This is a genomic window from Paracoccus sp. S3-43 (genome assembly GCF_029027965.1).
Lineage (GTDB): Bacteria > Pseudomonadota > Alphaproteobacteria > Rhodobacterales > Rhodobacteraceae > Paracoccus.
Map to the genome: position 1 here is coordinate 1,347,099 of NZ_CP119082.1, position 25,328 is coordinate 1,372,426.

A 25,328-nucleotide genomic window follows, 5' to 3' on the forward strand; every position below is an offset into this window, starting at 1 on the left:
GGATGCTAACGCCGCCGGGTCAGGCTGGCAAATCAAGTTTGGAGAGCGTCGATGGAACAGGAACGCAGCACCGCCGCCGCTTGGTTCCGCAGCCTGCGCGACCGCATCGTCGCGGCTTTCGAGGGGCTGGAGGATCGCGGCCCGGGCGACGCGCCGGCGGGCCGGTTCGACGTGGCCCCGACCACGCGCGCGGATGACGGCGGCGGCGGCCTGATGTCGGTGATGCGGGGCGGCCGCGTCTTCGAAAAGGTCGGCGTCAACTGGTCCGAGGTCCACGGCAGCCTGGCCCCGCGCGCGCAGGCGGCGATGGCCTCGCGTGGGGTGCCGGGGATCGACGGCGACCCGCGTTTCTGGGCCAGCGGCATCAGCCTGGTCGCGCATATGCGCAACCCCCAGGCGCCCGCCGTCCACATGAACACGCGGATGTTCTGGACCCCCGGCGCCTGGTGGTTCGGCGGCGGCGCCGACCTGAATCCCTGCATCGAACATCCCGCCGACACCGCCCATTTCCACGCCACCCTGCGCGCGGCCTGCGATGCCCATGACGGCGGCTATTACGACCGTTTCAAGGCCTGGGCGGACGATTACTTCTTCATCCCTCATCGCGGGCGGGCGCGGGGCGTGGGCGGGATCTTCTTCGACGACCTGAACACCGGCGACTGGCAGGCCGATTTCGCCTTCACCCGCGCCGTCGGAGAGGCCTTCCTGCCCGCCTTCCTGCCTCTGGCCCAAGCGCGGATGGGCCAGCCCTTCAGCGATGCGGACCGCGACACGCAACTGATCCATCGCGGGCTTTATGCGGAATACAACCTGGTCTATGACCGGGGCACGAAATTCGGGCTGGAAACCGGCCACAACGCCGATGCCGTGCTGATGAGCCTGCCGCCGCTGGCGAAATGGCCCTAGGCCGCCACGCTCAGCAGCCAGCCGACCCCCGCCAGGATCAGGCCCATCCCCACCAGTTGCAGCGGGCGGACGGTCTGGCGGAACAGCCGCCCCGACAGGGCCTGCGCCATCACCACCTCGACCAGGGCCAGGGTGCGGACATTGGCGGCGGGGGTCAGGGCAAAGCCGATGAACCAGAACAGCGACGCAAAGGCGCCCAGCAGCCCGGCGCCCAGCGATACCCGCCATTCGGCCATGATCCCCGCCAGGGCGCGGCGGTCGCGCAGGGCCAGCCAGGCCGACATCACCGCCGCCTGGATCCCCAGGGTGATCGCCAGGATGGTCAGGGCGCGGATCGCATAGCCCGCATCGGGCAGGGCCAGCAGCGCGCCGCGAAAGCCGATCGCCGACAGCCCGAACAGCGCCCCCGACAGCACCCCGGTCGCCACCGGCCCCCAGGCCGCCCGTTTCCAGGCGACGCCCGATGCCAGGACCACGCCCAGCGTCGCGACCGCGATCGCGCCCAGCCGGGCGGGGCCAAGCGGCTCGGCCAGGATCACCGCGCCGATCAGGGCCAGGGTGATGGGTTCCGTCTTCATCAGCGCGGTGGCGACGCCGAATCCCTGGCCCCGCATGGTGACCAGCATGAACGCCGTCGCCGCGATCTGCGCCATGGCGCCAAGCGCGGCCCAGGCCAGGACCGTCATATCCGGCCGGGGAATCGGCATCCAGATCGCGGTCAGGGCCAGGGCGGCCGCGGCGAAGGGAAAGCCGAAGACGAAGCGCACGGCGGTCGCGCCGATGGTGCCGACCTGGCGCGTCAGCCCCGCCTGCGCGGCATTCCGGGCGGTCTGCGCGGTGGCCGCGATCAGGGTTGCGGCCACCCAGATCATGCGCTGCGGACAGCCTCGATCATGGCGGCGACGTGGTCGGGGTTGGCGTCGGGCGTGATGCCGTGGCCCAGGTTGAAGATATGCGGCCCGCCCCGCAACGCGCGGGTGATGCGCTGCGCCTCGGCCACCAGGGCGGACCCGCCCGTGACCATGTGCCGCGGATCCATGTTGCCCTGGACGCAGCCGTCGGGCTGGACATGCCGCGCCGCCCAGTCCGCATCGACCGAATTGTCCAAGGCCACGCAATCCGCCCCGGTCGCGCGCGCGAAACCGACATAGCGTTCGCCCGCCTCCCTCGGGAAGGCGATGATCGGGACGCCGGGATGGCGGTCCTTCAGCGCGGCGATGATCCGGCGGGCGGGGGCCACGGCGAAATCGTCGAAATCGGCGCCTTTCAGGCTGCCCGCCCAACTGTCGAACAGCTTGACGACCTCGGCCCCGGCGTCGATCTGGGCGGACAGGTAATGGATCGTGGCCTCGGTAATGCGGTCGATCAGCGCGGTGAAGGTGGCGCGGTCCCGATCCTTCAGCGCATGGGCCGGACCCTGGTCGGGCGTGCCGCGACCGGCGATCATATAGGTGGCGACCGTCCAGGGCGCGCCCGCAAAGCCGATCAGCGCGGTGTCCCGCGGCAGTTCGCGCGCCAGGATGCGCAGCGTTTCATAGACCGGGGCCAGGCGGTCATGGATCTGGTCGGCCGGTCCCAGGCGCGCCAGATCCTCGGCCGAGGTGATGGTCGACAGGCGCGGCCCCTCACCGGTGGCGAACCACAGATCGGCGCCCAGGGCCTGCGGAACCAGCAGGATGTCGGCGAACAGGATCGCCGCGTCGAAGCCGAAGCGGCGGATCGGCTGCAACGTCACCTCGGCCGCAAGGCCGGGATTGTAGCACAGCGACAGGAAATCCCCCGCCTGCGCGCGGGTCGCGCGATATTCCGGCAGATAGCGGCCGGCCTGGCGCATCATCCAGATCGGCGGGGTGGGCAGGCTTTCCCCGGCAAGGGCGCGCATCAGAAGTTTGGTCATGGGGCCTCCTGCGGCCGTTCAAGGCGAGGCGGGGGGCGTTGTCAAGCAGCCTGCCTGCGGCTATGCGGGGATGATGATGCAGATGCCCGACCCCACCCGTCCCCTGAAGATCGGAACGCGCGGCTCCATGCTGGCGCTGGCCCAGGCGCATGAGACGCGCGACCGGCTGGCCGCCGCGCATGGCCTGCCCGCCGAGGCGTTCGAGATCGTCGTGATCAAGACGACCGGTGACCGGATCACCGACCGGCCGCTGAAGGACATCGGCGGCAAGGGCCTGTTCACGCGAGAGATCGAGGATGCCCTGATCGCGGGCCGGATTGACATCGCCGTGCATTCGATGAAGGACATGCCGACGATCCAGCCCGATGGCCTGGTGATCGACTGCCTGCTGCCCCGAGAGGACGTCCGCGACGCCTTTGTCAGTCCGACCGCCCAGGCCATCGCGGATCTTCCCGCCGGGGCGGTCGTCGGAACCTCCAGCCTGCGGCGCCGGGCGCAACTGGCGCATCGCCGCCCCGACCTGCGCCTGGTCGAATTTCGCGGCAACGTTCAGACGCGCCTGAAGAAGCTGGACGAAGGGGTGGCGACGGCGACCTTTCTGGCGATGGCGGGGTTGTCGCGCCTGGACATGCTGCATGTCGCGCGCGGTCCCATCGACCCGGCCGAAATGCTGCCTGCCGTGGCGCAGGGCGCCATCGGGGTGGAACGGCGCGCTGTCGACGATCTGGCGGCGGCGCTGCTGGCGGCGATCCATCACGCTCCCACCGGCTACAGGATTGCAGCGGAACGGGCATTCCTGGCCCGGCTGGACGGTTCCTGCCAGACCCCCATCGCCGGACTGGCCGAGATTCGCGACGAGACCTTGCTGCTGCGCGGTGAAATCCTGCGCCCAGATGGATCGGCGGCCATCAGCGGCCATCGCGAAGGCAGCCTGCACGACGGTCCGGCCATGGGCGGAGATCTGGCCGACGAACTGCTGGGCCGGGCAGGCGCGGGGTTTTTCGACCATCTCTGACCCCCGCAGCTCGGATCAATAGCTGCGGATCAGTCCCACCAGACGACCCTGGATGCGGACCCGATCCTCGGGCAGGATGCGGGGTTCATAGGCGGGGTTCGCGGCCTCGAGCGCGATCATGCCGCCGCGGCGGCGATACCGTTTCAAGGTCGCTTCGCTGCCGTCGACCAGGGCCACGATGATGTCGCCGTTATCCGCCGTGTCCTGTTCGCGGATCACGACCACATCGCCATCGTTGATCCCGGCCTCGATCATCGAATCGCCCTGCACTTCGAGCGCATAGTGATGTTCGCGCCCCGACAGCATCGTCCCCGGCACCGCGACATGGTGCGACACCTCGGATATCGCCTCGATCGGGACACCGGCGGCGATCCGGCCCATCAGCGGCAGTTCGACCGCCGGGCTGTCCATGATCGTCATCGCGCCGCGCGGGCGCGCGGGCCGGGCATTGGCGATCACGCGGGGGGAGAAGCCCGCCTGCCTGTCATCGGTCGCAGGGGCGGCGGAACCGGCAAGCAGCGCGTCGGGAAGGCGCACGATTTCCAGGGCCCGCGCCCGGTGCGGCAGACGGCGGATGAAGCCCCGCTCTTCCAACGCGGTCACCAGACGGTGGATCCCCGATTTCGACCGCAGATCCAGAGCTTCCTTCATCTCATCGAAAGACGGCGGCACACCATCGCGCGACATCCGCTTCTGAATGAAATCCAGAAGCTGGATCTGTTTCTTGGTCAGCATTGCGTCCATCCCCGGCATGGCATTGTTCCTTTTATGTTCTAGCCTACGCATGGCATTGCGTCAACGAACAGAGCATAAGGAACTGAAAATTTAGTTAATCCTTAGCCGGTCAAGGACAGGTATTCGACGATATCGCCCGCAAGCCGCGGCGGGTCGCCCGCGGGACGGACCAGCAGCGCATCCGCCTGGGCCATCAGCGACAGCCGGGCCGAATCCTGACTGGGAAAGGGCTGGATCACGGGCAGGTCGGGACCATCGGCAAGCCGGGCGCGCAGGTAATGCTGGCGGTTTCCCTCGGCCGGAAGATCGGCCGCAAGGCGGGCTTTCCGTACCCGCCGCCTGAACGGATTGGCCTGCATCGCCGCAATGAGAGGTTGCATGAACAAGATCGCGCAAACCATTGCCGAAACAGGATTACCCGGCAGCCCCAGCATCGGGATCTCGCCCAGCATCCCGGCCATCAGCGGCTTTCCCGGCCGCATGGCGACCTTGTAGAAGGCGCGTTGAAGGCCCAGATCCGCCGCGACCTTGCCGATCAGATCGTGATCCCCGACCGAGGCGCCGCCGATCGTCACCAGCAGGTCGGAACCCCCCGCCGCGGCGAACCCGGCGCGCAGGCTGGCTTCGGTATCGCGCGCGATGGGCAGGATATGCGGATCGGCCCCGGCCTGCCTGACCAGGGCGGCGATGGCCAGATCGTTGGAACTGATGATCTGGCCCGGACCGGGCGACATGCCGGGCGGCACCAGCTCGTCCCCGCCCGCCAGGATCGCCACGCGGGGGCGCCGGGCGACGGTCACGACGGGCACGTTCATGGCGGCCAGCAGGGCGATATCGGCCGCCGACAGCTTGCGGCCCGCCTCCAGCCGGTGGCCTTCCCGGAAATCATCCCCCGCAGGACGGATGTTGGCGGTGCCAGAGGGATCCGTGATGGTGATGCTGTCCGCGTCGCGCGCGACGTTTTCCTGCATGATCACGCGGTCGAAACCTGCGGGGACCGGCGCGCCGGTGAAGATGCGCACTGCCACGCCCGGTGCGGCCTTCCCGGCATAGGGATGGCCCGCCGCGGCCTCGCCCACGACGCGCAGGGTTTGGCCGATATCGGCGGCGCGGATCGCATAGCCGTCCATGGCCGAGGCATCGAAGGGCGGCTGGGTCATCCGCGACACGGCCGGTTCCAGAAGAATGCGGCCCCAGGCCTGGTCCAAGGGCACCCGTTCGCCCCTCGGCGCGGGCGCAAGGGCCAGAACCTGCGCCAGGGCCTGTTCGACCGAAATCACCGCTGCGCCTCGTAATCGCCGGACTTTCCGCCGCTTTTTCGGGTCAGGCGGATATCCTGGATGATCATCGACTTTTCGGCGGCCTTCAGCATGTCATAGATCGTCAGACAGGCGATCGATACGGCGGTCAGCGCCTCCATCTCGACCCCGGTCTGGCCGGTGGTGCGGACCGTTGCCGACACACGGATACCGGGAAGGGAGGGATCGGCGGTCAGATCCAGGGAAACCTTGCTGATCGGCAGGGGGTGGCACAGCGGGATCAGGTCGGCGGTGCGCTTGGCCGCCATGATGCCTGCCAACCGGGCGACGCCCATCACATCGCCCTTGGCCCCGCCGCCCTGGGCAAGGGCCAGCGTCTGCGGCGACATGGCGACGCAGCCTTCGGCCACCGCTTCGCGCGTCGTGACCGCCTTGCCCGAGACGTCGACCATATGGGCCTGCCCGGCGGCATCGAAATGCGTCAGGCTCATGCGGCGACGTCCAGAATCTGACGGGTCGCCGCCGTCACATCGGCCTGCCGCATCAGGCTTTCGCCGATCAGGAAACGGCGCGCGCCCACCCGCATCATCGCGGCAAGATCGGCGGCGCTGAACAGGCCGCTTTCGCAGACCACGTCCCGGTCCGCCGGAATGCGCGGAGCCAGTTCGCGCGTCACCTCCAATGACAGCCCGAAGCTCTTGAGATTGCGGTTGTTTATTCCGATGAGCGGCGACTTCAACCGCAGCGCGCGGTCCAGTTCGGCGCTGTCATGGACCTCGATCAGCGCATCCATGCCCCAGTGGAAGGCGGCATCCTCAAGCTCGGCGGCCAGGGCGTCGTCCACCGAGGCCATGATGATCAGGATGCAGTCGCCGCCCCAGGCCCGCGCCTCGGCCACCTGATAGGGGTCATAGAGGAAATCCTTGCGCAGCACCGGCAAGCCGCAGGCCGCGCGGGCCGCAGTCAGGAAGTCCGGCGCGCCCTGAAAGCTGGGGGCGTCGGTCAGGACCGACAGGCAGGCCGCGCCGCCCTGTTCATAGGCCCGTGCCAGGGCGGGCGGGTCGAAATCCTGGCGGATCAATCCCTTGGACGGGCTGGCCTTCTTGATTTCCGCGATCAGCGCGGGGCCGGTCGCGGCCTTGGCCGTCAAGGCGCGCGCGAAGCCGCGGGGGGGCGTGGTGGCGCGGGCGGCGGCGTCAACATCGGCCAGCGGACGCGCGGCCTTGGCGGCGGCGATCTCCTCCAGCTTATAGGCCTTGATCTTGTCCAGAATATCCATGGGACGGTTCTAACGCCGCCCGCAGGGTCGGGACAAGGGCGTTCAGGCGGGCATTTCATGCGCCCAGGGCGGATTGGCGCCGGGACGGGAGACGGTGATGGCCGCGGCCCGTGCGCCCAGGGTCAGCGCGGCGGCGATCTGGTCCGGCGTGATCGCCGCCAGACCGGCCCTGGTCAGCACGCCCTGGCGGCGCAGGCTGGCGAGGACACCGGCGTTGAAGGTATCGCCCGCGCCGATGGTGTCGGCCACGCTGGCGCGGATCGCGGGCGCCGTGACCGGATCGCCCGCCCAATGCGCCCGCGCCCCTGCCGCGCCCCCGGTTCGCAGGACCAGCCGAGGCCCCTGCGCCAGCACCCGCCGCGCGGCCTCTTCGGGCGGCAGGTCGGGATACAGCCATTTCAGGTCGTCGCCCGACAGCTTCACGATGTCGGACCGGGCGATCAGCCGGGCCAGCCGGGCGCGATAGGCATCGGCATCGGGGATGAAGAACGGCCGGATGTTCGGATCCAGCATCACCGGCAGGCGGCCGCCATCGCGGGCGATCAGCGATTCGACGGCCGCGCCGCAGGGATCGGGCACAAGGCTGATGCCGCCCGCGAACAGGGCGTCGATGTCGTCGGGCAGGGCGGGAATATCCCCGGGCGCCAGCATCCGCCCGGCCGATCCCTCGTCATAGAACGAATAGCGCGCCTCGCCTCCGGTCAGCGTCACCAGAGCCAGCGTGGTCAGGCGGTCGGTGCGGGGACACAGGCCGGTGTCGACCCCTGCCTCGGCCAGCGGGCGCAGCAGCATGTCGCCGAAGGCGTCGCGGCTGATCGGCCACAGATAGGCCACGGCTTCCCCAAGACGGCCCAATGCGATGGCGGTGTTATAGACCGATCCCCCCGCCAGCGGCCGGAAACCGCCATCGTCGGGCACCATGTCGATCAGCGATTCGCCCGCGCACAGGATCATCGTCCCCTCCGTTCAGTAAATCCTGACCACATCGTCCGCCCGTTCCAAGACGCCCCCCAGGTCGATATAGCCCCCCGCCTCGGCCAGATACAGGAAAGCCGCCAGGGCAACCGCAGCGGCGATCGCCGCTGCGGTGATTTTCCAGACCGACCAGGGACGTTCGCCCACGACGCGGCCCGACTGGCCGTTGACCACGAAGCGATAGCTTTTGCCGTTATAGCGATAGGCCGCCGTCCAGACCGGCAGCAGGATGTGCTTGAACGTCTCGTCGGCATAATCGGTGCTGATGTGATCCACGCGCTGTTCGTCGCCGCCGATGGCGCGACGCGCGTCGTTCAGGATCACCCCGGCCATTTCCGCCCGCGCGGTCTTGTGGCCGTCGTAAAGCGGGATCGTATAGGCCTCGGCCTCAAGCCCGGCCAGATAGTCGGGGCGATAGGGGCGCAGATGCGACAGATCCCAGGGTGCCAGCCCGTCCGAGAGCTTGCGCGGCAGCGAGGCCGAGGCCAGCACCACCACATCGTTGAAATCCCGCGCCACGCGGCCCTGCGCCGGGCGCCAGCGGGTGCGGCGGACCTGCCGGGCGACCTGCTGGCTGCGGCCGTTCACCTGCTGCGTGACATAGACGGTCTCGTAATAGTAATCGCCCCGCTGACCGGCATAGCTGGACCGGGTGCGGGCGTCGAAGGTCCAGAACGGCGAATAGACGCCGCGCATCCGCCGCCCCCGCCGGGCATAGGCGGTCAGCCCGGACGGCGCGAACCACAGCCCGCCCAGCCAGTCCTGCATGGCGCGATGGGCCTGATCCTCGGCCAGGCGAAAGGGCAGGACGCCCTGGGGCTTGATCTTGCGGCTGGTGCCGGTGTCGGTGACGACCGGCGTCGCGCAGAACGGACAGGCCCCGGCATGGCTGCTGTCGCCCACCTCGATCTGGGCGCCGCAATTGGGGCAGGACAGCAGGCGGACCGTCGCGGCAAGGTCGGATCCGGCATCCAGGCGAAGGCCCTGCTCCAGCGGGATTTCCTCCAGTTCCGGCGTCTTGTGCCCGGCGTCCCATTGCAGCGCGCGGCCGGTTTCGGGATCGGCCAGGATCGCCTCCTCGCCCTCCGCGCCGCCCTGGGTCTGGCGCGCGGGCGCGCGGGCCGGGCCGTCGCCGATGGCCTGCCGGTGCCCGCACCAGTCGCAGACCAGCACCTGCTGGCCCGGCTGAAAGCGCAGGCTGGCCCCGCATTGTTCGCAAGGGTAGCGGTGTTCGGCCGGCGGGGTCGGCATGAAGCGGTCAGCCGGGCAGGGGCGGCGGCATGGTCGGGAACAGTTGCGCCAGTTCGGGAATGTCGCCCGCCTTGCGCCAGCCGTCCTGTCCCGGCGTCCAGACCAGCGTTTCGTGCTTGAATCGGCCTTCGGCTGCCAAGCGTTCGAGGCCCGCGCGGTCGAACGGCCCCTCGGGCTTGCCGTTCAGCGCGACATGCCAGACGGGGGCCTGTTCCGGCACCGGGGGCGGCGTTGCCCCGGCCTGCGGGACGCTGCCCCACGGACCCGAAGCCGGGCGCGCCGCCATCCCCGCGCCAATCGCCGCGCCCAGGGCGGCCCCCATGCCCGCGCCTGCGGCACCGGGGTTCTGGCTGGCATTCGCCATCGCCTCGCCCGCCGCATATTGGCCGAAGCGGTCCAGATCGCCCAAGATTCCCATCGAGGTGCGCTTGTCCAGCATCTTCTCGACATCCTGGGGCAGGCTGATGTTCTCGATGTAGAATTCCGGGATCGTCAGGCCATAGGCGCTGATCGTCGGTTCGATCGCGGTGGCGACCAGCTTGCCCAGGTCGGCGGTGTTCGCCGCCATGTCCAGCACCGGGATCTCCGATCCGGCGATCACGCGGGAAAATTCCTGCACGATGACATTGCGGATCTGGAAGGTGATCTCGTCGCGGGTGAATTCGCCGTCGGTGCCGACGATTTCCGTCATGAACCGCGCCGGGTCGGTCACGCGCAGGGAATAGGTGCCGAAGGCGCGCAGCCGCACCGGGCCGAATTCCGGGTCGCGCGCCATGACCGGGTTCTTGGTGCCCCATTTCAGGTCGTTGAAGCGCGTGGTGCTGACGAAATAGATCTCGGATTTGAAGGGGCTGCGGAAGCCGTGGTCCCAATGCTGCAACCGGGTCAGGATCGGCAGGTTGTTGGTCTCCAGCATGTAGAGGCCGGGGCCGAAGGTGTCGGCCAGCTGCCCTTCGTGAATGAAGACGGCGGCCTGACCCTCGCGCACGGTCAGCTTGGCGCCGTATTTGATCGCATTACCGACGGTCGGATAGCGCCAGACCATCGTGTCGCGGGTGTCGTCGGTCCATTCGATGACGTCGATGAATTCGCCGCCGAGAATGTCGAAGATCGCCATCTGTCCCTCCGCAGGATGCCTTGTGCCTGTATGCGGCCAACCGCGGCCCGCGCGCAAGTCAGATGCTTTGCGCCAGCAGCTCGGCCGCGATGCGGCGGACGATGGGCTCGACCTCGGTCGCCGACATGCCGGGGCGCAGGCGCGGGTCATAGAGGATCCGCAGCAGCAATTCGTCGTGCCGGGTCAGCAGGGCGAATTCCTCGTCATCGTTGAAGATCGACGGGCGGGCGTCGGGGCTGTCATTGGCAAGGCCCATTCCCTGGGCCAGTTCCTCGTGGATGCAGGATGTCTGCAACAGCGGCGGCAGTTCGGCCCGGATCAGCGCCACGGCATTGGAATAGACCGGCGTCGCGCCGTGCGAGTAGGCGAAGACGGTGCAGAAATTGTCCGCGTCCAGGGCCTGCATGACCGCGATGTCCTGCACGGGGATGCCCGGCACCAGTTGCGACAGGCGCGGACCGATGGCGCGGCGTTCGTCGTCGGACAGGACCATGACCACGAAATTGCCGCCGGTTTCGGCCAGCGACACGCTGTGCCCGGTCGCCTGCGCCAGCCGCGCGGCGAACTGGCCGACCTCGACCCGATAGGCGCGGCGGGTGGCCACATCGACGACCGCCCCGAACTCGATCTGGAACCGCACCGGATCCTGCCAGCGGCGCAGAGGGGCGGGCGCGCCGCTGCCCCTGGCCTGGATGCCGCCCGCGCCGTATTCGTCGCGCAGCGCGATGGCCATGAAATCGCGGGTCAGCGCGTCTTCGTCGATGGGCGCATCCAGCGGCACCCGGTCCCGGCGCAACCGGCCCTGGTCGCGCAGGGCGCGTTCGGCGCGGGCATAGAAATCCCGCTGGGCCGTGCTGGCAAGGCTGGCCTGGGTCAGGGCCTGGGACGCGGCGGCGTTGGCGGCGCGATTGCGTTCGGCGCGGGCCTTGCGCAATTCCGCCTGCGAGGGGCCGTCGTCCTGGGGCCGCGCGACGGGGCGCGGCGCGGCAACCGGCTGGGGCGCGGATTGCGGCGCCTGGCACGCCGCCAGGGCCAGAAGCGCCAGCAGCGGCAGGCTGCGGAGGCCGTTTGTCCTGTGGCTCATGTCCGGGCCGGAGTCCCCTGACGTTGCGCCGTGGCGCGGGCCAGCGTGTCGCGCAGATCGGCCTCCATCCTGGTCAGGTCGCTTTCGGCGGCGGCGCGGCGGGCGCGGCCCTCGTCGGCGATGCGCAGGCTGTCCTCGATGGTGGCGATCAGCTGCGCATTGGCCGCCTTGACCGCGCTGATGTCGAAGACGCCCCGTTCGGTCTGGGTGCGGATCTGCGCATTGGCCTGGCGCAGGTTGTCGGCATTGCGCGTCAGCAGGTCGTTGGTCAGGTCGCTGGCCTCCTTGACGGCGCGCGCGGCCTCGGTGCTGCGCTGGATCGTCACCGCCTGGGCCAGCTGGGTTTCCCACAGCGGCACGGTGTTCACCAGGGTTGAGTTGATCTTCGTGACCAGCGACTTGTCGTTCTCCTGCACCAGCCGGATCGAGGGCAGGGACTGCATCGTCACCTGCCGCGTCAGCTTCAGGTCGTGGACGCGGCGTTCCAGGTCGTCGCGGACCGCCCGCAGGTCGCGCAGCGCCTGGGCCTGCATGACCTGCTGATCCTCGGGCGCGGTCTTCACGCGGGCCTCCAGTTCCGGAATGGTGGCGCTGTCCAGTTCCTGCAATTTCTCTTCCCCGGCGGCGATATACAGCGCCAGTTCGTCATAGAAGTTCAGCGTATGGTCATAGAGCAGGTCGAGCGACTTGATGTCCTTCAGCAGCGTCTGTTCGTGGCGTTCCAGTTCGACCGTGATGCGGTCGATCTGGGTCTGGACCTGTTCGTAATTCGCCACGAATTTCGCGAAAGGCGCCGACCGGCCCAGCAGCTTTTCCCACCAGCTTCGGGTCCGCCGCACATCCAGTTCGCTGGTCGAGAAGCCGCGAATCGTGGTGACGATGCTGCGCAGGCTTTCGCCCGCGGGACCGACATCCTTGCTTTTGACATCGGCCAGCATCTTCTGGCTGATCTCTTGCAAGCCCGCCTGCGCGCGGGTGCCGAAGCGGACGATGGATCCGGTGTCGCCCAGGTCGATCTCGTCCATGCGGCGGCGGATTTCGGCTTGAAGCTGGGGGTCGGCGTCGCGGACCGACAGCGGATCGGCCTTGGGCTGGGGCAGGGGCGCCGATGTCACCGTCTCGATCTCGGTGCGGATGTCTTCGGCGCGGCGGCGGGTCTCGTCGGTCATGGCGCTTCCTTCCCTGGGCCTGTGCAAGCCAGGCATGTCGCGGCGCAGCATAGGCGGAATGCGGCGCAGTTCAACAAAGCGGCGCGCGAAAATCTGCGGCCCATGCAGGCCCGCAACAGGAGGCGATTCGCGGGGCCTTCGGGCCGCCGACCGCAGCCGGCTGCCGAACCCTGTCCAAAATGTCAGGTCATTAACCCAGTTAAATCAAACTTTATGCATATTCTTCCCTGCGCCGGAGTGCTAAGGTGGTCCCGTTACCAGGTGGTGTCCCCGGTTTTCAGGGGGGCATAATTTTTTCCAAGTGTTAGTGCAGGTAAAGATGTCGGTGAAATCCCCGTCGGTTGCTTTGGCCCATGTCGCGGCCGTCCCTTCTGTCGAAACCTCGCGCCCTTGGCTGTATCGCAGCCTGATCAAGCGTCCGCTGGATCTGATGCTGGTGCTGCTGACCTCTCCGGTCGTGGTTCCGCTGGTGCTGCTGCTGGCGCTGATCGTGATGCTGGACGGCAGGAACCCGTTCTATTCGCAGCAGCGCGTCGGACGCGACGGCCGGATGTTCCGCATGTGGAAGCTGCGCAGCATGGTCCCCGACGCCGATCAGCGGCTGGAGGAACATCTGGACCGCGATCCCCAGGCCCGGCAGGAATGGAACACGACGCAGAAGCTGCGCAACGATCCGCGCGTGACCGCCTTCGGCCGGATCCTGCGCGCCAGTTCCCTGGACGAGCTTCCGCAACTGTGGAACGTCGCGTCGGGGGACATGAGCCTGGTCGGTCCCCGTCCCATGATGCCCGACCAGCAGGTGCTGTATTCGGGCCAGGGATATTACCGCCTGCGCCCCGGCATCACCGGCTTCTGGCAGACCGCCGGTCGCAACAAGACCACCTTCGCGGCCCGCGCCTGGTATGACGACCGCTACGAACGCAGCCTGTCCTTCGCCAGCGACGCCGCGATCCTGCTGCGCACCGTGTCCGTGGTGCTGGGCCGGACCGGCTGCTGATCAGGCACGCTGCCGCAGCGCCGCCACCGCCTCGGACGGCAGGATGGCGGCGCAGCGGGCATATCGGGGCACCAACCGTTTCGGTGCGGACAGCATCCGCCAGGCCCATTCCATCGCGATCCGCCTGACCCAAAGCGGGGCGCGGGTCTGGTTGCCAGCCAGGAAATCCAGGCCCGCGCCGATCGAGGCGAAGCCGACGCCCGGCGCGACCTCGCGCCCCCGCGCCGCCAGCCGTTCCTGTTTCGGCGCGCCAAGCGCCAGAAAGCACAGCCGCGCGCCGCTGTCGCGCACCTGCGTCAGCAGGTCGCGCGCGGCATCGCCATCGGGGTCGAACCCCATCGGCGGGGCGATCCGGGCGACGATCCGGCAGCCCGGCGCGCGGCGCTGGATTTCATCCGCCGCCGCCGCCAGGGCGGCGTCCGTGGTGCCCACCAGGGCCAGGCCCACGCCTTCGGCCGCCGCAAGCTGCGCCAAGGGGATCACCAGATCCGATCCCGTCACCAGCCCGACCGGACGGCGCGCCAGGCGCGACAGCCAGACGATGGGGTTGCCGTCCGCCACCACCAGATCCTGCGCCGCATAGGCCCTGCGGAAGGTGTCGTCCCCCCGCAGCTTGACCAGGTGATCCAGGTTGATGGTCGCCAGCGCGAAGCCCTGACCGGCGCGCAACCGCCGCGTGATTTCAGCCAGAAGCGAGCGGTGGTCGGGCATGTTCACCCGAACGATCGAGGATCCATAGGAAAACTGCATTGCCATGTTCCGCATCGGGCCGCGTTCCGGCCTTTGCCGCTTCCTTGCAGCTTTGCGCCGGGGCTGCAATCGGGCCGTTCAACCTTTCGGCAAATAGGGGATCGCGCCCGCCAGGTCGGTATCGTCGATCAGGTGGAAATTGCTGGCGCTGCCCGCCTTGCGCGCCTGGGCGAAGGGGGCATAGTCGGGATCCTTGGCAAAGGCGCGGGCGGCGTCCTTGGACGGAAACTCGATCAGCGCGATCAGGGTGCTGCCCAGCGGCCTGCCTTCCAGCGTGTCGATATTGCCCGACCGCGACAGATAGCGCCCGCCGTGCTTTGCCGCGATCTCGTGGACGCGGGCGGCGTAATCGGGCACCCAGGAATCGTCGGTCACGGTCACGTCCGCGATCAGATAGGCAGTCATCGGATTCTCCCCCTGGTTCATCTGCTGGGGACACAGTGCCTGCGGGCTGGCCATCAGGCAAGCGCGGGTGTCGGATGCGCGCGAAATCGCATTGTCCTTCACCTCGGTTGACGATAGCGTGACCGACGGCGACACACGGGCCTTACGCGAACGGGCACACGCCAGCATCGGTAAACCTTTCGGACGGACGGACAGCATGGCGACGCTGAGACAAATCCTTGTTCTTTCCTGCCTGGTCGCGGCGGCTGCTCCGCAGGGCCTTCTGGCCCAGGCGCCCGGCGGCGACATGCCGCCCCCCGCCGTCACCGTGGTGACCTTGCAGGCCCAGGACGTGACGCTGACCGCCAGCCTGCCGGGCCGCGTCGTCGCCTCGGCCGAGGCGGAACTGCGCCCCCAGGTCGGCGGCCTGATCGTCGAACGCCTGTTCGAGGAAGGCAGCCCCGTCGCCCAGGGCGATCCCCTGTATCGCATCGACCCGCGCAGCTATCAGGCGGCGCAGGCCCAGGCGCAGGCGGCCCTGGCCCAGGCGCAGGCGCAGGCCGATGCCGCCCGGCGCGAGGCCGAGCGGATCGTGGCCCTGCGCGACCGGCGTGTCGCCAGCGAACAGACCCAGGACAGCGCCGTCGCCGCCCGCGACGCGGCCGAAGCCGCCGTCAAGGCGGCCGAGGCGCAGTTGCTGGCGGCCCAGATCGACCTGGACCGCACCACCATCACCGCGCCCCTGGACGGGGTGATCGGCCTGGCCCAGGCCAGCCCCGGCGCCCTGGTCACGGCGGGGCAAGCCAACCCGCTGGCCGTGATCCGCCGCATCGACCCGGTGCGCGTGGACGTGACGCAATCGGCGGCGGAAATCATCCGCTGGCAGCGCATGGGACCGGACGCCGCGCTGCCCGAAGGCGCCGACCGCACCGTGACGCTGCGCCTGGCCGACGGCAGCACCTATGAACATACCGGATCCATGACCGCGGCCGAGCCGCATGTGGACGAAACCACCGGCGTGATCATGCTGCGGATGGAATTCGCCAATCCCGACGGTTTCCTGCTGCCCGGCATGTTCGTGCTGGCCGACATCCCGCAGGCGCAGCTGAAGGACGCCGTTCTGGCCCCGCAGGAAGGCGTTAGCCGCGACCGGCGTGGCCGTCCCGTCGCGATGGTCGTGAACGATCAGAACCTGGTCGAGGAACGCGCCCTGGAAATCGCACAGGACCACGGCAATCAATGGGTCGTGACCAAGGGCCTTGCGGCGGGCGACCGCATCATCGTGGCGGGCGTGCAGCGCATCGCGCCGGGCGCGCCGGTCACGCCGCAGGAACGCGGCAGCGAGGATGCCGCCGCTGCGACTGCCCCCGGAGAGACGGCCCCCGGAGAGACGGCCCCCGAACCGGCGAATCCCGAACAGGCCGCTCCGGAGCCTGAACCGGAGAATCCCGACCAGGCGACCCAGGCCGAAGCCGCGTCCGCCAACTGACGTTCCAGCCAGCGAAGGCGTGACAGACCATGGCCCGTTTCTTCATCGACCGTCCGGTATTCGCCTGGGTGATCTCGATCATCATCATGGGCATCGGCATCCTGTCGATCCTGACCCTGCCGGTGGCGCAGTATCCGCAGATCGCGCCGCCCTCCGTCACGATCCGGGCAACCTATCCGGGCGCCTCGGCGGAAACCATCTCGAACACCGTGACGCAGGTGATCGAACAGCAGATGACCGGGCTGGACGGGCTGCGCTATATCTCGTCCAACTCGACCTCGGCCGGATCGTCGTCCACCACCCTGACATTCGAGACGGGGACCGACGTGGACATCGCCCAGGTCCAGGTCCAGAACAAGCTGTCCCAGGCCACGCCGCTGCTGCCCGAACCCGTGCAGCGCCAGGGCGTGGTGGTCGAGAAATCGACCGCGGGCTTCCTGATGGTCATCGGCCTGATCGGCGACGACAACTATGACCAGACCGACCTGTCGGACTATATGTTCTCGAACCTGGTGGACGATCTGTCGCGGGTCGAGGGCGTGGGCAGCGTCCAGGTCTTCGGCGCGCCCTATGCGATGCGCATCTGGCTGGATCCCGACAAGCTGGCCGCATACGAGATCACGCCCTCGGACGTGGTGGCGTCGGTGTCGGCGCAGAACACCCAGATTTCCGCCGGGGCGTTCGGCGACCTGCCCGCCGTGCAGGGCCAGCAGCTGAACGCCACCGTGACGGCCCAGTCGCTGCTGACCACGCCCGAGGATTTCCGCCAGATCGTGCTGCGGGCCGAGGAGAACGGCGGGTTGGTCCTGATGCGCGACGTGGCGCGGGTCGAGATCGGCGCCCAGGACTACGCGACCGACGCGACCTTCAACGGGCGTCCTGCCGCAGGGATGGCGCTGTCGCTGGCGCCGGGGGCCAATGCCCTTGACACCGCCGACCGGGTCAAGGCGCGGATGGTCGAATTCGCAGAATTCTTCCCCGAGGGCGTCGATTACGTCATTCCCTTCGACACCTCGCCCTTCGTGTCGATCTCGATCGAGGAGGTCGTCAAGACGTTGATCGAGGCCATCGTGCTGGTCTTCATCGTCATGTATGTGTTCCTGCAGAACTGGCGCGCCACGCTGATTCCGACATTGGCCGTGCCCATCGTTCTGCTGGGCACCTTCGGGATCATGGCGGCCTTCGGCTTCACCATCAACACGCTGACCATGCTGGCGATGGTGCTGGCCATCGGCCTGCTGGTCGACGACGCCATCGTTGTCGTCGAAAACGTCGAACGGATCATGGAGGAGGACGGGCTTGAACCGCGCGAGGCGACGCGCAAGTCCATGGGCCAGATCACGGGCGCGCTGATCGGCATCGCCCTGGTCCTGTCGGCGGTGTTCGTGCCGATGGCCTTCTTCGGCGGCTCGACCGGGGTGATCTATCAGCAATTCGCCATCACCATCGTCTCGGCCATGGGGCTGTCGGTGCTGGTCGCGCTGACCCTGACGCCCGCCTTGTGCGCGACGCTGCTGCGGTCCAAGGACCATCACACGAAAAAGGGCCTGTTCGGCTGGTTCAACCGCACCTTCGACCGCACGACGAACGGCTATACCGGCGCCGTGGGCTGGATCGTGCGCCGCCCGCTGCGGTCGCTGCTGGTCTATGCCGCCATCGGCGCGGCGATGGTGCTGCTGTTCCTGCGCACCCCCGAAGGCTTCCTGCCGGACGAGGATCAGGGGATCATGTTCGTGCTGATCCAAGGGCCGACCGGCGCCACCGCCGAACGGACCGCCGCCGTGATCGACCAGGTGCAGGACTACTTCCTGACCCAGGAAAAGGATTCGGTGGATTCGATGTTCGGCGTTGTGGGCTTCAGCTTCGCGGGCCAGGGTCAGAACGTCGGCATGGCCTTCGTGCGGATGAAGGACTGGGACGAACGGCTGGATCCCTCGCAATCGGTGCAGGCCGTGGCGGGCCGGGCCTTCGGCGCGCTCAGCGGCATCCAGGACGCGATGGTCTTTCCCATCGTCCCCCCCTCGGTGATCGAGCTTGGCAACGTCTCGGGCTTCGATTTCTATTTGCAGGCGCGCGGCGGGCAGTCGCACGAGGATCTGCTGAACGCCCGCAACCAGTTCCTGGGCATGGCGGCGCAAAGCCCGATGATCGCCCAGGCCCGCCCGTCCGGGCTGGAGGATGCGGCCCAGTTCAGCCTGGACATCGACTGGCGCAAGGCGGGGGCGATGGGCGTCTCGGCCACCGACGTGGCGAACCTGTTGCAGATCGCCTGGACCGGCCGCTACGTCAACGATTTCGTGGACCGGGGCCGCATCAAGCGCGTCTATGTCCAGGGCGAGGCGAATTCCCGGTCCACCCCCGGCGACTTCGACAAATGGCGGGTGCGCAATTCGATGGGCGGGCTGGTGCCGTTCTCGAACTTCTCGGCCGGGAACTGGTCCTTCGGCCCGCAGGGTCTCAGCCGCTATAACGGCATCCCGGCGATGCAGATCCAGGGCGGTCCCGCACCCGGCGTCAGTTCCGGCGACGCCATGGCCGAGGTCGAGCGCCTGGTGTCCGAACTGCCCGGCTTCGCCGTCGCCTGGACCGGCCTGTCGCTGGAGGAACAGGAATCCGGCGACCAGACCACGCTGCTTTATGCGCTGTCGCTGGCGGCGGTGTTCCTGTGTCTGGCGGCGCTGTACGAAAGCTGGTCGATCCCGCTGGCGGTGATCCTGGTCATGCCCATCGGCGTGCTGGGCGCGCTGCTGGGGGCCTTCCTGGGCGGCTTCGACAACGGGGTGTTCTTCCAGGTGGGGCTGCTGACGGTGATCGGCCTGACCGGCAAGAACGCCATCCTGATCGTGGAATTCGCCCGCGAACAGTCCGAACAGGGCGTGCCCCTGTTCCGGGCTGTGGTCGAGGCCGCGCGCCAGCGGTTCCGTCCGATCATCATGACCTCGATCGCCTTCACGCTGGGCGTGCTGCCGCTGTATCTGTCGACCGGCGCGGGGGCCAACGGCCGCAACGCCATCGGCGCGACGGTGATCGGCGGGACCATCGCCTCGACCGTGATGGGGATCCTGTTCGCGCCGCTGTTCTATGTGCTGATGCGCCGCATGCTGGGCCGCAAGGACAAGCTGGATGAGGACGCGGCCGTGCCTGCGGCATGATCGACAAGCTGGAAATGTTCCTGGCGGTCGCCAAGGAACGCCATTTCGGCCGCGCCGCCGAGAGCCTGGGGCTGACGCAGCCCACGCTCTCGGCGGGCATCAAGCAGCTTGAGGAACAGCTTGGGGTGCTGCTGATCTTTCGCGGCTCGCGCTTCGGCGGGCTGACGCCCGAGGGCCAGTCCGCCCTGGTCTGGGCCCGCCGCATCGTCGGCGACACCCGGCAGTTGCGCGAAGAAATGCGGGCGACCCGCCACGGCCTGTCGGGCCAGTTGCGCATCGCCGTGATCCCCACGGCGCTGACCTGGGCCGCCCGGATCAGCGCCCGTTTCGGCGCCGCCCATCCGAATGTCGGCATGACCATCCTGTCGCGCACCTCGGTCGAGATCCTGCAAATGATCGACGACCTGACGGTGGATGCGGGGATTTCCTATCTGGACAACGAACCCCTGGGCCGGGTCAGCACGGTTCGCCTGTATGACGAACGCTACATGCTGGTCTGCGCGGCCGCTTCGCCCTTGGCCGGAAAGGACCGCATCGGCTGGGGCGATCTGGCGGGGCATCGGCTGTGCCTGCTGACCAGCGACATGCAGAACCGCCGCATCATCAACCGCAACCTGATCGAGGCGGGCGTGACCCCGCAGGCGACGGTCGAGTCCAGTTCGACCGTGGTGCTGGTCGCGCATGTGCTGGAGGGCGGCTGGATCACCATCCTGCCCGAAGACATCGCCGCCTTCCTGACCGAAGGCAAGCCGCTGCGGACCCTTCCGCTGGAGGGCGACGGCGCCAGCCACGCCGTGGGCCTGGTCGCCCCCTGGCGCGAGCCGCATACGCCGGTTCTGGAGGCGCTGCTGGCCGAGGCGCGGCGGATGGTCGACGATAGATGATCTCTATCGACTGACGAAACAACGATATTGATTTCGCAATGGCTGGTCTGGTCTGATGGTCGGAATACGGATCGTCGAAAGGCTAGCTTATGCATGTCAATGCGCCAGCCCCGACCGAGGAGGAGATCCGCAGCGTTGTCGCGCCGCTCGCCTCTCTGGAAGGGCCACTTCTGCCGATGCTGCACGCCTTGCAGGACGTTTACGGATATGTCCCGCAGGAATGCGTGCCGGTGCTGGCGGATGTGCTGAATCTGGGCCGGGCCGAAATCCACGGCGTCATCAGCTTCTATCACGATTTCCGCGCCCATCCCGCCGGCCGCCACGTCCTGAAGATCTGCCGGGCCGAGGCCTGCCAGTCCATGGGCGCCAACGCCTTGGCCGAAACCACCCTGCGGAAGCTGGGGATCGGCTGGCATGACACGACCGCCAATGGAGCGGTGACGGTGGAACCGGTCTATTGCCTGGGCATGTGCGCCTGCGCGCCCGCCGCGATGGTCGATGGCCGCGTCCTCGGCCGCGTGGACGACGCCCGCATGGACCGCATCCTGGCCGAGGTGGGCGCATGAAGATCTTCGTCCCCCTGGACAGCGCCGCCAAGGCGCTTGGCGCCGACGACGTGGCGGAGGCGATCGCGCGCGAGGCCAGGGCCCGCGGGCTGGACGTGCAGCTTGTCCGCAACGGCACGCGCGGCATGGTCTGGCTGGAGCCTCTGGTCGAGGTCGAGGCGCCCGAAGGCCGAATCGGTTACGGAAATGTGACCGCCGATCAGGTTCCCGCGCTGCTGGATGGGCATCTGCAAGGGCTTGGCCGGGTCGAGGATATCGACTGGTTCGCCCGCCAGACCCGGCTGACCTTCGCCCGCTGCGGTATCATCGACCCGCTGGATCTGGATGACTATCAGTCGAATGGCGGGCTGCTGGGCCTGCGCCGGGCGCTGACCATGACCAGGGCGCAGATCGTGCAGGAGGTCATCGACAGCGGCCTTCGCGGGCGCGGCGGCGCGGGGTTCCCGACCGGCATCAAGTGGAAGACCGTATCCGAGGCCGAGGCGGATCAGAAATATATCGTCTGCAACGCCGACGAGGGCGACAGCGGCACCTTCGCCGACCGCATGATCATCGAGGGCGATCCGTTCCAGTTGATCGAGGGGATGGCTATCGCGGGCCTCGGCGTCGGCGCGACGCGCGGCTATGTCTATCTGCGCTCGGAATATCCCGACTCCATCGCGATCCTCTCGCAGGCGGTGCAGATCGCCCGCCAGCGGGGCCTGCTGGGATCGGACGTGCTGGGATCCGGCCGGGCCTTCGACATGGAGGTCCGCATGGGCGCGGGCGCCTATGTCTGCGGCGAGGAAACCAGCCTGCTCAACAGCCTGGAAGGCAAGCGCGGCACCGTGCGCGCCAAGCCGCCGCTGCCCGCGCTGCAAGGCTTCCTGGGCCAGCCCACGGTCGTGAACAACGTCATCTCGCTGACCACGATCCCGGTGATCTTCGAACGCGGCGCCGCCCATTACGCCGATTTCGGCCTGGGCCGGTCGCGCGGCACCGTGACCTTGCAGATCGCGGGCAATGTCAAGCGCGGCGGGCTGTTCGAGACCGCCTTCGGCATGACCCTGGGCGAGGTCGTGAACGACATCGGCGGCGGCACCGCCAGCGGCCGCCCCGTCAAGGCGGTGCAGGTCGGCGGTCCGCTGGGCGCCTATATGCATCTCGACCAGTTCCACACGCCGATGGGATACGAGGAATTCGACCAGAACGGCGGCTTGATCGGCCATGCCGGGCTGGTGGTCTTCGACGACACCGTTGACATGCTGCGGATGGCGCGCTTCGCGATGGAGTTCTGCGCCGTCGAATCCTGCGGCAAATGCACGCCCTGCCGGATCGGCGCGGTGCGCGGGGTGGAAACCATCGACCGGATCGCCCAGGGCGACCCGGCGGCGATCCCGCTGCTGACCGACCTGTGCGAGACGATGAAGGACGGCTCGCTCTGCGCGCTTGGCGGCTTCACGCCCTTCCCGGTCATGTCCGCCCTGAGAAACTTCCCCGACGATTTCGCCACCTATCGGGAGGCAGCCGAATGAGAGATTTCATCATCCCCCAATACCCGCCGGGCGACGACCGCGACATGGGCACCCCCGCCCGCAGCGGCGCGCCGGTCACGCTGACCGTGGACGGCTTTCCCGTCACGGTGCCGGAAGGCACATCGGTCATGCGCGCCGCAGCCTTGGCCGGAATCATGGTCCCCAAACTGTGCGCCAGCGACAATCTGGAGGCCTTCGGATCCTGCCGCCTGTGCGTGGTCGAGATCGAGGGGCGGCGCGGAACGCCCGCATCCTGCACCACGCCCGTGGCCGAGGGCATGGTGGTCCATACCCAGTCGGACAAGCTGCGCCGGATGCGCAAGGGCGTGATGGAGCTGTATATCAGCGACCACCCGCTGGACTGCCTGACCTGCGCGGCCAATGGCGATTGCGAATTGCAGGACATGGCGGGCGCCGTGGGCCTGCGCGACGTGCGCTACAAGGCGCCCGAGGAACGCAGCCTGCTGAACCACTTCGCCACGCGCGACGGGGCGGGGATCAATGCGCTGTATGTCCCCAAGGACGAAAGCAACCCCTATTTCACCTATGATCCGGCGAAATGCATCGTCTGTTCCCGCTGCGTCCGCGCCTGCGAAGAAGTGCAGGGCACCTTCGCCCTGACCATCGAGGGGCGGGGATTCGACAGCCGCGTCAAGGCGGGGACGATCGGCGACGATTTCCTGACCTCGGACTGCGTGTCCTGCGGCGCCTGCGTGCAGGCCTGCCCGACCGCGACCTTGCAGGAAAAATCGGTGATCGAACTGGGCACGCCCGAACGGTCGGTCATCACCACCTGCGCCTATTGCGGCGTCGGCTGTTCCTTCAAGGCGGAACTGAACGGCGACCAGCTTGTGCGCATGGTCCCCTACAAGCACGGCAAGGCGAACCGGGGCCATTCCTGCGTCAAGGGCCGCTTCGCCTATGGCTATGCCCAGCACAAGGACCGGATCCTGCACCCCATGATCCGCGACACCATCGAGGAACCCTGGCGCGAAGTGTCCTGGGACGAGGCGCTGAGCTTTGCCGCCAACCGCCTGAAGGGCATCCAGCAGAAATACGGCCGCAAGTCGGTGGGCGTCATCACCTCCAGCCGCTGCACCAACGAGGAAACCTATCTGGTGCAGAAACTGACCCGCGCGGTCTTTGGCAACAACAATACCGACACCTGCGCGCGCGTCTGCCATTCACCGACCGGATACGGGCTGGGCAAGACCTATGGCACCTCGGCCGGGACGCAGGACTTCGACAGCGTGGAACAGGCCGATGTGGTGATGATCATCGGCGCCAACCCGACCGACGGCCATCCGGTCTTCGCCAGCCGCCTGAAAAAGCGCCTGCGCCAGGGGGCGAAGCTGATCGTGGTCGATCCGCGCCGCACCGACATCGTGCGGTCTCCGCATATCCAGGCGCAATATCACCTGCCGCTGAAGCCCGGCACCAACGTCGCCACCGTGACCGCGATGGCGCATGTGATCGTGACCGAGGGGCTGTTCGACGAGGATTTCATCCGCACCCGCTGCGATTGGGACGAGTTCCAGTTCTATGTCGATTTCGTCAGCGATCCGCGCCACAGCCCCGAAGCGGTCGAGATGCTGACCGGGGTGCCCGCCGCCGACCTGCGCGCGGCGGCGCGGCTTTATGCGACGGGAGGGAACGCGGCGATCTATTACGGTCTTGGCGTGACCGAGCATTCGCAGGGGTCCACCACGGTGATCGGCATCGCCAACCTGGCCATGCTGACCGGCAATATCGGTCGCCCCGGCGTCGGCGTGAACCCGCTGCGCGGTCAGAACAACGTGCAGGGCAGTTGCGACATGGGCAGCTTCCCGCACGAACTGCCCGGCTATCGCCATGTCAAGCTGCCCGATGTGCGGGCGATCTATGAACAGGCCTGGGGCTGCGAGATCGACCCCGAACCCGGCCTGCGGATCCCGAACATGCTGGACGCGGCGGTCGAGGGCACCTTCAAGGGCCTGTACTGCCAGGGCGAGGACATTCTGCAATCCGACCCCGACACCCATCACGTCGCCGCCGGGCTTGCGGCGATGGAATGCGTCATCGTCCACGACCTGTTCCTGAACGAAACGGCGAACTATGCCCATGTCTTTCTGCCGGGATCGACCTTCCTGGAAAAGGACGGCACCTTCACCAATGCCGAACGCCGCATCAACCGCGTCCGCAAGGTGATGGCGCCCCGCAACGGTTACGAGGACTGGGAGGTCACGCAGCTTCTGGCCAATGCCATGGGCGCGGACTGGCATTATACCCATCCCCGCCAGATCATGGAGGAGATCGCGGCCACTACGCCCAGCTTCGCCGGCGTCACCTATGAACTGCTGGAGGAGAAGGGTTCCGTCCAGTGGCCCTGCAATGCAACTGCGCCCGAGGGCACGCCGCTGATGCATATCGACGGCTTCGTGTCGGGCAAGGGGCATTTCATGGTGACGGAGTATGTCGCCACCGACGAACGCACAGGGCCGCGCTTCCCGCTGCTGCTGACCACCGGGCGGATCCTGGCGCATTACAACGTCGGCGCCCAGACCCGGCGGACCGAGAACGTCGCCTGGCACCCCGAGGACGTGCTGGAGATCAATCCCCATGACGCCGAACAGCGCGGCGTGGGCGAAGGCGACTGGGTGCGGTTGGCGTCGCGCGCGGGGGAAACCACGCTGCGGGCGACGCTGACTGACCGGGTGGCGGCGGGTGTGGTCTATACGACCTTCCATCACCCCTCGACCCAGGCTAACGTGGTGACCACAGATTTTTCCGACTGGGCGACGAATTGCCCGGAATTCAAGGTCACCGCCGTGCAGGTCAGCCCCTCGAACGGTCCCACGGACTGGCAGGAGCGTTACAACGAACAGGCCGAACGGTCGCGGCGGATCCTGACTGCTGCGGAGTAAGC

General features: G+C 68.0%; 22 protein-coding genes. 9 read left to right on the forward strand and 13 right to left on the reverse strand.

Features of this window, described 5'->3' with window-relative positions:
- Window positions 1-51: 51 nt before the first annotated feature.
- On the forward strand, window positions 52-906 hold the full coding sequence (gene hemF / locus PXD02_RS06935) for an oxygen-dependent coproporphyrinogen oxidase (protein WP_275106096.1): 855 nt from the start codon (window positions 52-54) through the stop codon (window positions 904-906).
- Here the strand turns inward: hemF and PXD02_RS06940 are convergent.
- On the reverse strand, window positions 903-1,778 hold the full coding sequence (locus PXD02_RS06940) for a DMT family transporter (protein ID WP_275106097.1): 876 nt from the start codon (window positions 1,776-1,778) through the stop codon (window positions 903-905). The genes hemF and PXD02_RS06940 overlap by 4 nt on opposite strands.
- Window positions 1,775-2,803 carry a uroporphyrinogen decarboxylase gene (gene hemE, locus PXD02_RS06945; protein ID WP_275106098.1) on the reverse strand — a complete coding sequence of 343 codons (1,029 nt, stop codon included), beginning with the start codon at window positions 2,801-2,803 and terminating at the stop codon, window positions 1,775-1,777. Before hemE ends, PXD02_RS06940 begins: the two co-directional genes overlap by 4 nt.
- Window positions 2,804-2,885: 82 nt before the next feature.
- Here hemE and hemC point away from each other — a divergent pair, with 82 nt between their 5' ends.
- On the forward strand, window positions 2,886-3,818 hold the full coding sequence (gene hemC, locus PXD02_RS06950; RefSeq protein WP_275106099.1) for a hydroxymethylbilane synthase: 933 nt from the start codon (window positions 2,886-2,888) through the stop codon (window positions 3,816-3,818).
- Between the two features lie 15 nt (window positions 3,819-3,833).
- On the opposite strand, the gene lexA is transcribed toward hemC, so the two are convergent.
- The 9 genes from lexA to PXD02_RS06995 form a co-directional block, all read right to left on the reverse strand.
- Window positions 3,834-4,553 carry a transcriptional repressor LexA gene (lexA, locus tag PXD02_RS06955; RefSeq protein WP_275106376.1) on the reverse strand — a complete coding sequence of 240 codons (720 nt, stop codon included), beginning with the start codon at window positions 4,551-4,553 and terminating at the stop codon, window positions 3,834-3,836.
- Window positions 4,554-4,654: 101 nt separating this feature from the next.
- Window positions 4,655-5,833 carry a molybdopterin molybdotransferase MoeA gene (locus PXD02_RS06960; protein WP_275106100.1) on the reverse strand — a complete coding sequence of 393 codons (1,179 nt, stop codon included), beginning with the start codon at window positions 5,831-5,833 and terminating at the stop codon, window positions 4,655-4,657.
- Entirely contained in the window at window positions 5,830-6,303 is a 474-nt protein-coding gene (gene moaC / locus PXD02_RS06965) for a cyclic pyranopterin monophosphate synthase MoaC (RefSeq protein WP_275106101.1), read from the reverse strand. The genes PXD02_RS06960 and moaC overlap by 4 nt, the downstream gene beginning before the upstream one ends.
- The gene (gene trpC / locus PXD02_RS06970; protein ID WP_275106102.1) at window positions 6,300-7,091 is read right to left on the reverse strand and encodes an indole-3-glycerol phosphate synthase TrpC; all 792 of its coding nucleotides are present in this window, start codon (window positions 7,089-7,091) and stop codon (window positions 6,300-6,302) included. The genes moaC and trpC overlap by 4 nt, the downstream gene beginning before the upstream one ends.
- Window positions 7,092-7,133: 42 nt before the next feature.
- The gene (locus PXD02_RS06975) at window positions 7,134-8,045 is read right to left on the reverse strand and encodes a carbohydrate kinase family protein (protein ID WP_275106103.1); all 912 of its coding nucleotides are present in this window, start codon (window positions 8,043-8,045) and stop codon (window positions 7,134-7,136) included.
- A 12-nt stretch (window positions 8,046-8,057) separates the two neighbouring features.
- Complete coding sequence (locus tag PXD02_RS06980; protein ID WP_275106104.1) at window positions 8,058-9,317, reverse strand: TFIIB-type zinc ribbon-containing protein; 1,260 nt, start codon at window positions 9,315-9,317, stop codon at window positions 8,058-8,060.
- Between the two features lie 7 nt (window positions 9,318-9,324).
- Window positions 9,325-10,434 (reverse strand): SPFH domain-containing protein, encoded by a 1,110-nt coding sequence (locus PXD02_RS06985; protein ID WP_275106105.1) that lies wholly within the window; start codon window positions 10,432-10,434, stop codon window positions 9,325-9,327.
- A 58-nt stretch (window positions 10,435-10,492) separates the two neighbouring features.
- On the reverse strand, window positions 10,493-11,518 hold the full coding sequence (locus tag PXD02_RS06990) for a DUF2927 domain-containing protein (protein WP_275106106.1): 1,026 nt from the start codon (window positions 11,516-11,518) through the stop codon (window positions 10,493-10,495).
- On the reverse strand, window positions 11,515-12,687 hold the full coding sequence (locus PXD02_RS06995; RefSeq protein ID WP_275106107.1) for a toxic anion resistance protein: 1,173 nt from the start codon (window positions 12,685-12,687) through the stop codon (window positions 11,515-11,517). The genes PXD02_RS06990 and PXD02_RS06995 overlap by 4 nt, the downstream gene beginning before the upstream one ends.
- 319 nt (window positions 12,688-13,006) lie before the next feature.
- Between PXD02_RS06995 and PXD02_RS07000 the strand changes: the two genes are divergently transcribed.
- Entirely contained in the window at window positions 13,007-13,684 is a 678-nt protein-coding gene (locus PXD02_RS07000) for a sugar transferase (RefSeq protein WP_275106108.1), read from the forward strand.
- Here the strand turns inward: PXD02_RS07000 and PXD02_RS07005 are convergent, their stop codons facing one another.
- A complete protein-coding gene (locus PXD02_RS07005; protein ID WP_275106109.1) occupies window positions 13,685-14,434 on the reverse strand; it encodes a WecB/TagA/CpsF family glycosyltransferase in 750 nt (249 codons plus the stop codon).
- Between the two features lie 78 nt (window positions 14,435-14,512).
- Complete coding sequence (locus PXD02_RS07010; protein ID WP_275106110.1) at window positions 14,513-14,839, reverse strand: DUF1330 domain-containing protein; 327 nt, start codon at window positions 14,837-14,839, stop codon at window positions 14,513-14,515.
- 196 nt (window positions 14,840-15,035) lie between these two features.
- Between PXD02_RS07010 and PXD02_RS07015 the strand changes: the two genes are divergently transcribed.
- The 6 genes from PXD02_RS07015 to fdhF all read left to right on the forward strand — a co-directional run bounded on the left by PXD02_RS07015 (window position 15,036) and on the right by fdhF (window position 25,326).
- The gene (locus tag PXD02_RS07015) at window positions 15,036-16,307 is read left to right on the forward strand and encodes an efflux RND transporter periplasmic adaptor subunit (RefSeq protein ID WP_473092061.1); all 1,272 of its coding nucleotides are present in this window, start codon (window positions 15,036-15,038) and stop codon (window positions 16,305-16,307) included.
- 29 nt (window positions 16,308-16,336) lie between these two features.
- Window positions 16,337-19,459: an efflux RND transporter permease subunit gene (locus tag PXD02_RS07020; RefSeq protein WP_275106111.1), complete on the forward strand. Its 3,123-nt coding sequence runs from the start codon at window positions 16,337-16,339 to the stop codon at window positions 19,457-19,459.
- On the forward strand, window positions 19,456-20,343 hold the full coding sequence (locus PXD02_RS07025; protein ID WP_275106112.1) for a LysR family transcriptional regulator: 888 nt from the start codon (window positions 19,456-19,458) through the stop codon (window positions 20,341-20,343). The genes PXD02_RS07020 and PXD02_RS07025 overlap by 4 nt, the downstream gene beginning before the upstream one ends.
- Window positions 20,344-20,432: 89 nt before the next feature.
- Window positions 20,433-20,909: a formate dehydrogenase subunit gamma gene (locus PXD02_RS07030; RefSeq protein WP_275106113.1), complete on the forward strand. Its 477-nt coding sequence runs from the start codon at window positions 20,433-20,435 to the stop codon at window positions 20,907-20,909.
- Entirely contained in the window at window positions 20,906-22,423 is a 1,518-nt protein-coding gene (locus PXD02_RS07035; RefSeq protein WP_275106114.1) for a formate dehydrogenase beta subunit, read from the forward strand. Before PXD02_RS07030 ends, PXD02_RS07035 begins: the two co-directional genes overlap by 4 nt.
- On the forward strand, window positions 22,420-25,326 hold the full coding sequence (gene fdhF / locus PXD02_RS07040) for a formate dehydrogenase subunit alpha (protein ID WP_275106115.1): 2,907 nt from the start codon (window positions 22,420-22,422) through the stop codon (window positions 25,324-25,326). The genes PXD02_RS07035 and fdhF overlap by 4 nt, the downstream gene beginning before the upstream one ends.
- Window positions 25,327-25,328 lie beyond the last annotated feature (2 nt).